The 8,560-nt window shown below is 38.5% G+C and carries 6 protein-coding genes; 2 read left to right on the forward strand and 4 right to left on the reverse strand.

Going from position 1 to position 8,560, the window contains the following annotated elements:
* The first annotated feature begins 555 nt into the window (after positions 1 to 555).
* Both Q0465_RS06730 and radA read left to right on the forward strand, forming a co-directional pair.
* Positions 556 to 2,895, forward strand: a complete 2,340-nt coding sequence (locus Q0465_RS06730; protein ID WP_298614345.1) for a transglycosylase domain-containing protein — start codon at positions 556 to 558, stop codon at positions 2,893 to 2,895.
* A gap of 22 nt (positions 2,896 to 2,917) precedes the next feature.
* Positions 2,918 to 4,276: a DNA repair protein RadA gene (gene radA, locus Q0465_RS06735; RefSeq protein ID WP_298614347.1), complete on the forward strand. Its 1,359-nt coding sequence runs from the start codon at positions 2,918 to 2,920 to the stop codon at positions 4,274 to 4,276.
* 101 nt (positions 4,277 to 4,377) lie between these two features.
* On the opposite strand, the gene Q0465_RS06740 is transcribed toward radA, so the two are convergent.
* The 4 genes from Q0465_RS06740 to Q0465_RS06755 all read right to left on the reverse strand — a co-directional run.
* Entirely contained in the window at positions 4,378 to 5,403 is a 1,026-nt protein-coding gene (locus Q0465_RS06740) for a BACON domain-containing carbohydrate-binding protein (RefSeq protein WP_298614349.1), read from the reverse strand.
* Positions 5,404 to 5,415: 12 nt separating this feature from the next.
* Positions 5,416 to 6,729: a DUF4302 domain-containing protein gene (locus tag Q0465_RS06745; protein ID WP_298614350.1), complete on the reverse strand. Its 1,314-nt coding sequence runs from the start codon at positions 6,727 to 6,729 to the stop codon at positions 5,416 to 5,418.
* A gap of 13 nt (positions 6,730 to 6,742) precedes the next feature.
* Positions 6,743 to 7,645, reverse strand: coding sequence for a putative zinc-binding metallopeptidase (locus Q0465_RS06750; RefSeq protein ID WP_298611075.1), 903 nt, complete (start codon positions 7,643 to 7,645; stop codon positions 6,743 to 6,745).
* 31 nt (positions 7,646 to 7,676) lie between these two features.
* On the reverse strand, positions 7,677 to 8,560 hold an 884-nt coding region (locus Q0465_RS06755; protein ID WP_298614352.1), incomplete at its 5' end, for a RagB/SusD family nutrient uptake outer membrane protein.

Below are 8,560 nucleotides of genomic sequence, written 5' to 3' on the forward strand. Positions count from 1 at the left end.
TTTTTGGTGTTTTATGTTGGGTGAATTTTTTTCAGAAAAAGCTTTGGAAATAAAAAACAGACCCCTTTCCGTTCTTCCCTTCTTTAAATCTGTCAGATTTTTTATCATAATCTATTAATTCTAAATCTGTTAGTAAAATTGTTTTTTTATAATAAAAAATCTTTTTTTAAATTAAAGATTAATTTTTACGTTGTTCATGTTTTTATATATGCCTGACATACAGTAAATTATAAATCAACTTATCAGGCGTGGATTACCAATAAAAACGAACATATAATATTGAAGAGAAAAGAAGGAGAAAAGGAAAATATAAAATAGATTTATTTAATGTAAATAAAAGTTAATTAAATAGATGAATTTTATATAAAATTTATATAAATTGTGGATTATATTTCGCTTTTAAAATTCGATGTTTTCGAATTTATATATTCAAAAATTTAAATTTAGTTTTCCTTATTCATTTTTATTATTTTGAATGGGAATGTAATAAAAGGAAGATGAAAGAATTTATATTTTTCAATTATATTTGCTTATTAAAAATCAACAAGGAAACCCATGTTTAAAAAGTATAAAAAATTCTTTTTCCTTTTTTGGGGAATATTTTTGACGGGAATAATAGCCGTCATTATATTTTTTTGGCTGATTACAACTGGTAAGTTAGGCTTTATGCCGACTTTTGAAGAGTTGGAAAATCCGACAAATAAATTTGCATCAGAAATTTACTTTGAAGATGGCCCTATGATTAGTCGCTATTATCAGGGGAGTGAAAACAGGCGTTATACGGAATACAGAGACATTCCAGAATCTGTTAAAGATGCTTTAATTGCGACAGAAGATATACGTTTTTATGATCATAGTGGAATAGATATAATAGGACTGTTCCGGGTTGCAAAAGGATTATTAACGGGAAGTTCTTCTTCAGGAGGCGGTAGTACAATTACGCAGCAATTGGCAAAAATGCTTTTTCCCCGGGATCCGAATCAGAATTTTATAGAATTATCTATGCGGAAATTTCGGGAGTGGATAATTGCTATACGTTTAGAAAAAAGCTATACGAAAGAGGAGATCATTACAATGTATTTAAACAAGTTTGACTTTTTAAATTTAGCTGTAGGAATAAATTCGGCAGCGGACGTATATTTTCAAAAACCGCTGGATTCATTAAGAATAGAAGAAGCTGCGATGCTTGTGGGAATGGCTAAAAACCCTGCTTTATTTAATCCACTACGCAGGCCCGAAAAAACTTTAGGCCGCCGTAATGTCGTTCTTAGTCAAATGCTAAAATATGATAAGCTTACTTTTAGTCAATATGATTCATTGAAAATGTTACCTCTTGGCTTGAATTTTAAGAAAGAAGATCATAAAGAAGGATATGCCACTTATTTTCGGGAATATCTTCGTATTTTTATGACAGCAAATCAGCCAAATAGAAGTAATTATCGTTGGAATCCAGAATTATATAAGCAAGATTCGTTAGCTTGGGAACATAATCCGCTCTATGGATGGTGTAGGAAAAATACGAAATTAGATGGGGCACATTATGATATTTATTCTGATGGCTTAAAGATTTATACAACTCTCAATTCTCATATGCAAAAATACGCTGAAGAAGCTGTTGTAGAGCATTTAAGTCAGGATCTTCAACCGTTATTCAGCCGGGAAAAGATAGAGAAACGAAATCCTCCTTTTTCAAATGATTTATCTCCAGAAGAGGTTCGGGATATATTAAACCGTTCGATAAAGAGAACTGAGCGTTATAGAGTACTAAAAGATGGAGGAATGAGTTTTGCTGACATTCGTAAAGAATTTAATAAACCTGTTCAAATGCAGATTTTTACTTGGCAGGGAATAAGAGATACGGTTATGAGTCCTCTAGATTCAATTAAACATTATAAAGCATTTTTCAGGGCAGGTTTTATGGTTATGGAGCCTCAAACGGGGAATGTAAAAGCTTATGTAGGTGGACCTGATTACCGTTATTTTATGTATGATATGGTAAGTATTGGCAGACGTCAGGTGGGTTCAACGATAAAACCAATTCTTTATACATTAGCTATGCAGGAAGGCTTAGGGCCTTGCGATCAAGTACCCAATATTCCGCAAACTTTCGTTTTACCGGATGGAACAACATGGACGGCGAGGGGAGGTAATAAGAGACAAGGAGAAATGGTTACTTTGCGTTGGGGATTAGCAAACTCAGAGAATAATATTTCAGGTTGGGTATTGAAACAATTTACCCCGGAAGCCGTAGCTCAAATGGCTCATAAAATGGGAATTCAAAGTTTTATTGACCCTGTACCTTCAGTGTTCTTAGGTACAGCTGAAATTTCTGTCAAGGAAATGGTTGCTGCTTACTCTATATTTGCAAATAAGGGAGTTTATAATAATCCGCTCCTGGTTTCTCGTATTGAAGATAAATACGGAAATGTTTTGGTAGAGTTTCAGCCCGAATCCCGGGAAGTAATTACTGCGCAAACGGCTTATTTGATGTGTAATTTGTTAGAAGGTGTAGTAAACGAAGGGACTGGTATTCGTTTGCGTTATAAATATGGTTTTACAAATCCGATGGGAGGTAAAACAGGTACCACTCAACAACATGCAGATGGTTGGTTTATGGCAATAACGCCTAATTTGGTTGGAGGCGTATGGGTGGGAGCAGAAGATCGCTCTATTCATTTCCAGAACTTAGTAAACGGGCAAGGAGCTAGTATGGCATTACCCATTTGGGCAAAATTTTTAAAGAAAGTAATGGATGATCCTGGTCTTCATTTTGAATCAATTCCTTTTGAAAAACCGATGGGAGTTTTGAAGAATTTGAATTGTACAGAGGATACCACAGAAAATGAGATAATTGAAAGAATAAATCAAGATGAAGATTACGAGGAGTTTTATTAATTTGAACGGATAAAACGTATATATGAAATCGAAAACAATATATGTTTGCCAAAATTGCGGAGCCAAAGAAACCAAATGGGTTGGACGTTGTCCAACTTGTGGGGAGTGGAATAGCTTTGAGGAAGAGATGGAGGTAAAAGCAAAAGGACGAAATAATATATTTACAAGTGAATCTGCACTAAAAGCCCTTAGACTGTCAGAAGTAAAAGTAAATGCCGATGAGAGAATAGATACAGGTGATGATGAACTTAACCGGGTATTAGGAGGGGGGATAGTACCGGGATCTATGATTTTGTTAGGCGGAGAACCTGGTATAGGGAAATCAACCCTTGTACTTCAGTTTGCTTTACACAATAAGTGTGGCAAAATACTATATGTATCGGGGGAAGAAAGTATCGCTCAAATTAAAATGAGAGCTCAGCGTTTAAATGTTGATAATGATGAATGTCTTTTTCTTTCAGGAAATTCTCTTGAGATAGTCTTAGAGCATTCTCGAAAAATACAACCTAATCTTTTGATTATTGATTCAATACAAACATTGGCGACGGAAAATATAGATGCTATTCCAGGAAGCCTTTCACAAATCCGGGAATGCACAAATAGTTTATTGCGTTATTCTAAGGAAAATACGATTTCAACTATACTGATTGGTCATATTACAAAAGACGGGCAATTAGCAGGACCCAAGATACTAGAACATATGGTTGATACAGTACTGCATTTTGAAGGGGATCAGCAATATATGTATCGTATTTTACGTTCTTTAAAAAATCGATTCGGTTCTACTTCCGAGATTGGGATTTACGAAATGCTTCAATCTGGTTTACGTCAGGTAAGTAATCCTTCAGAACTTTTACTTTCAAATTATAGCCAAGATTTAAGTGGTATAGCCGTTTCTGCAACTATTGAAGGAGTTCGCCCTATTTTATTAGAAGTTCAAGCATTAGTTTCTACTGCTGCGTATGGAGTTCCTCAACGCTCTGCAACGGGATTTGATTCAAGACGTTTAAATATGCTTTTAGCTGTTTTGGAAAAACGGGTCGGATTTCGTTTGGCTACAAAGGATGTTTTTTTAAATATTGCAGGAGGAATCCGGGTTAGTGATCCAGCCTTGGATTTAGCTGTTGTCATGGCAGTATTATCTTCAAATATTGATACAACATTACCTCATGATGCTGTATTTGCAGGGGAAGTTGGTTTATCTGGTGAAATCAGAGCAATTAGTCGTATAGAACAACGTATTTCTGAAGCAGAAAAATTAGGTTTTCAACAAATTTTCATCCCTAAAGGGAATCAAAAAAGTTTAACAAAAACAACAACAGACATCCAGATTAAATTTGTTTCCAAGATTTCAGATATCTGCCGTTTGTTATTTGGTTAGTATCCTATCTTTTGAGTTTAGTGATTTTAACATATTAAAATAATTAAAATTCCCCTTACAGGATTGAACTGTAAGGGGAATTTTAATTTTATAAGAGATTTTTATTTGTGTTTTTCCATAGAAATATAAGTATACCGGGAAGTACCTCCCTTGTATTCTCCAACACTTGTACCACTACTGTCAAACATCCACAGGATAAACCCTTTCATCTCTTTTTCACCGTATACGCCATTGTCTACAAAAGTATAGACTAAATCATTACGCGTTCCGCTGATTTCACTGATCAGGCCCACACCGTCTGCCCAGGTAAATGTTCCCTCTCCGCTTACTTCCCACGGACACAGTCTCACTGTATTGGCCCCTGAGGTCCCGACATCCTGTTTTACTATTTCCATGTTTCCGTTCGTATAGAATTTCATTTCGAATTTCATACTTAAACCGGTTACAGTAAAACTTTCATTCCGAACTTTAGTCGTCAGGGTTACTTTGGCTGTTTTCCCATTGTCGTAGTTGAAATCCCATTCTCCCAGCAAGTCATTGTAAGTGATGGGTTGTGCCGGATCCTGAGAAACGGAAATAACAGCATAAACATTTTCAGTAACACTTAGTTTAATGGTACCTTTACGGGTTTTTATTGCTTCGTTTGCTCCGGCTTTTACAGTCAGGGTATCCCCTGTCTGGGTAGCACTTATCCAGGAATCAAGGGTTTCTACAGTAACCGGGATATCGCAAACAATTTCTACCTGCTGTTCATCCCCGGCTCCGGCCAGAATAATTTCTGACGGACTGGTTTTAATGGTAAGTCCATACTGGGTTACGGGAACAGTACGTTTCAACCCTCCTGAAGTGAGGATCACCTGTCCGGTCCGTCCGTTAACATCGCGGTTTTCAGAAGCTACTACTTTTACCACATTTCCGGACACAGATACGGTAAACCAATCCTGGTCCGCTTTGGCCGCTATGTTGGGGACGGCAACGGTTATTGTTCCTTCTCCTCCTCCGGCACCAAAGATCACCTCAGAGCTTTCTATGCCCAGCTCTGGTATGGTGCTGTTATTTTCGTTGTCTGAGCACCCTGCCAGAAAGAGGCAGAGTGTCATTGTTAATAAGCTAAATATTTTTTTCATAGATCTCTAATTTTATTGTTTTGTCAACGTAATTTCGTAGAATCGTCCTCCGCCGCTACCAATACTAGTACCAGATCCATCGAATTTCCAATATATAAAGCCGTCAACAGTATATCCCGGCCACAATTTATTATCTTTAAAATTGATCGTCAAATGACCTCCGACTTCCGTACATACACCAATCATTCCACCATCGCCCCAGGTAACATAACCTTTATTGGAATCCCACATTGCAATTCCCATATATTCATTTGCGCTGAGTTGCTCCAGGTATTTCTGAGCTTTTAACGTAATTGTTCCGTTAGCCAAGTCAAATCCGAATTCAAAAGGATAGACCAATTCACCACCGGAAGCCGTAAAAGATTTTTTATTTACTTTTTCAGTAAGAGTAATTTCTGTCGTTTTACTGCCACTATGTTTCATAGTATAAGTACCGATAAAATCTTTATAGAAACGATACCCTTCCGGTAAATAAGCTTCAAATTCAGCATCAGCTCCGTCAGTACAGGTAAATGTAACAGACTCTTCGTTCCAGTCAAAGTTTTCCATTTTTACCTGATTGTTTGTTCTCAGATCTTTTGAATAAACGAAAGGTTCATACAATTTTATACCTGTAGGCGTAAAAGTGAAAGCAAGGGCTTCTTCCTGTACAACAACTTCTCCTGTTTGTGAATACTGTTCATAAGCAATATTAAGTACACGGTCAGAAAGGACAGCCATTGAAACAGAATCTCCATTTACCCGGAAATAGTAATTACCGAAAGAAGCATTTTCTTCCATAGCAGCAATGGATGTGTAATAAGCTTTCGGATCTACCGGTTCATCCAGACGGGTCAGGACCAGTCTATTTTCATATTTCTTTCCTTTCAGTATGATTTTACTGGGCGTTACGTCCATAAATACGAATTCATAATCCCCGGCCATACCGTCTACATCACTGGAGCCGTTCGGTTCCGTGAAATAATGCAGAAGTTCATTGTAGGTATTGAACGTCAGCACCGGTCCCATATCAGAGATGATCTCATACTGGGAAGTCACAGTATCTCCGGCTGCATAATTCCGGGTAGCTACTTCAGAGGAAAGGGTAACATAACCGTCGGCCGTAAACTTAGCCATCATGTTATAGCCCCCGATAGAGTGATTTTTCTCGGGATAGTAAGCCAATAGCCAGCCGTTTTCTGCAGCGGCCAGGGTAGCTCTGTATTCCTTCATGGCAGCCGCGATTCTTTCGGCAGCAGAAGCATCAAATATATCTTTCTCGTCCTCTACGCAGGATTGCAGAGAAAAGAACGGGAGAAGAAGGAGTAAATATAGTATTTTCTTCATAACAGACGATGTATTAAATTTTTGTTAAATCCAATTGGTCCAGACTATTTCCACGTCTCTGAACGACACTGCGCAATTCATAGATGTCGATATTCCAGGAATTTTTCAGGTAATCCTTTACGATCTCGAATTTTTGTTCAAGCAGGGCTTTACCTGTTTCCGTGTTTCCGTCAGCTACGGTATTGGAAGCTTCAAGTAATGCCTCCCATGCGTCCTGATCCCGGGTAACGAAAATAGAGATCATTTCCACGAAATCTTCATCTGCACTGTAACGGGCATAACGGCTGATAAATCCTTTTGCACGGGCCAGTGCTTCTGTCTGGGAGCCGGAGCTCCATTGATCTCCGATATAATCTTTACCGGTAATGTTCTGGTATTCTGTAGAATAATTCTTTGTCTGATGCAGGATGTGAGCGAACTCATGGTGCATTGTTTTCAGGTAGTCACTGTTGAGTTGAGCCGCCGTCACTGTTTCCGGATCGATGTCATTTACTTTGTAAAGCGTGATCTTTAATCCGCCTTCGGCTGTACCCAGAACGACTGTATTGTTTGTATTATAGGCACCGGAACCGATCATGTGGATTACACGGGGAGTATAGGTGCGGGTAAAAGTCAGTCCTGCCACTTCGTCGTAAGCTTCGAGCCATAGGTATTTGATTACTTTAGACAAAGCCACGCATTTATCAGGTAAAGCCGGAGCCAGGGTATACTTCATATCCGACTCGATATCCTCCATTTTGTATTTTACCTCGATATTATAAGGATATACATAGTTATACAGCAGCCACTGGTCAAATTCACTTCCCTCTTCACCATCCGTAGGGAAGATACTGTGACCGCTGGGTTTGTCATCATCGCAGGAGCAGAGGCATCCTGTCAATGTAAGAGCTAACAGATATATTATTATTTTTTTCATATTCATACTTTATTAATAAGTTATGTAAGTACTATCTCGGATTCGGAGCCAGTCCTGCACTGATTACATCATTTGGTATCTGAACGGCGCGGCGCAGGTCATTCACTTCCAGGGAATCCTGACGGGTAACTTTATAGTTTTCATCCAGGAAACGGCGGTATATCTTGATGCCGAATCGTTTAATGTCGAACCAGCGCAATCCTTCGTGAATGGTTTCAATGCGGCGGAAATGCAGCAGGCAGTAAACAAAGTTTTTCTGTTCGTCAGACAATGTAAACTCCGGGTTGATCTCTTTCTTTACGGTCGCATTTTCAGGTGTATAAAAAGCCAGTCCTGAATAATAGCTATTGATCAGCTCTCTTGTTAAAGTTACAGAAGAGGAAGTATGCTGGGACATCCATAAAGCCAGGTCAGCTGTAGCATTTGTAAAATCATTTTTCATGATATAGGCTTCAGCCCGGCAAAGGAGTACTTCATCCGTCTGGAAAATCGGAACTACCGTACGGCTATAGCCCACCCCTGCCTCACGGTCGGTATATTCAAATAAAGCAGGCATTTTCGGTGAACAAACATAACCAGTATTATAATTTAAAGCCGGTAAATAAAATAGTTTGGATACATAACCTCCCCAAGGGCCATCACTCTGGTTTGTTTCTGTACTTGCCAGGTGGGCTGAATGCATAAATCTCTTACCAGTACCATAGTTTCCATATACATAAGCCAGCTGGGAGTACCCCGTCATCAAAAGCAGGTTGGCCGGATATTCAACACGGATATAATCCTCTGCAATCGGACCGTATTCCTGCGTAAGGTTGGAAATTGTTTTCAGGTCCCTCAGCATTGTTTTGGGATTCGCAGTAAGTACTTCATTGGCATATTCAATCACCTTATCGTAATTGCGGGTATACAGATAAA

The sequence above is a fragment of the uncultured Odoribacter sp. genome, from assembly GCF_937966165.1.
GTDB lineage: Bacteria > Bacteroidota > Bacteroidia > Bacteroidales > Marinifilaceae > Culturomica.

Bases quoted from the DNA above. Each gene is read 5' to 3' on its own strand.
- Q0465_RS06730 (WP_298614345.1), top strand. From the start codon at position 556: ATGTTTAAAAAGTATAAAAAATTCTTTTTCCTTTTTTGGGGAATATTT.
- radA (WP_298614347.1), top strand. From the start codon at position 2,918: ATGAAATCGAAAACAATATATGTTTGCCAAAATTGCGGAGCCAAAGAA.
- Q0465_RS06740 (WP_298614349.1), bottom strand. From the start codon at position 5,403: ATGAAAAAAATATTTAGCTTATTAACAATGACACTCTGCCTCTTTCTG.
- Q0465_RS06745 (WP_298614350.1), bottom strand. From the start codon at position 6,729: ATGAAGAAAATACTATATTTACTCCTTCTTCTCCCGTTCTTTTCTCTG.
- Q0465_RS06750 (WP_298611075.1), bottom strand. From the start codon at position 7,645: ATGAAAAAAATAATAATATATCTGTTAGCTCTTACATTGACAGGATGC.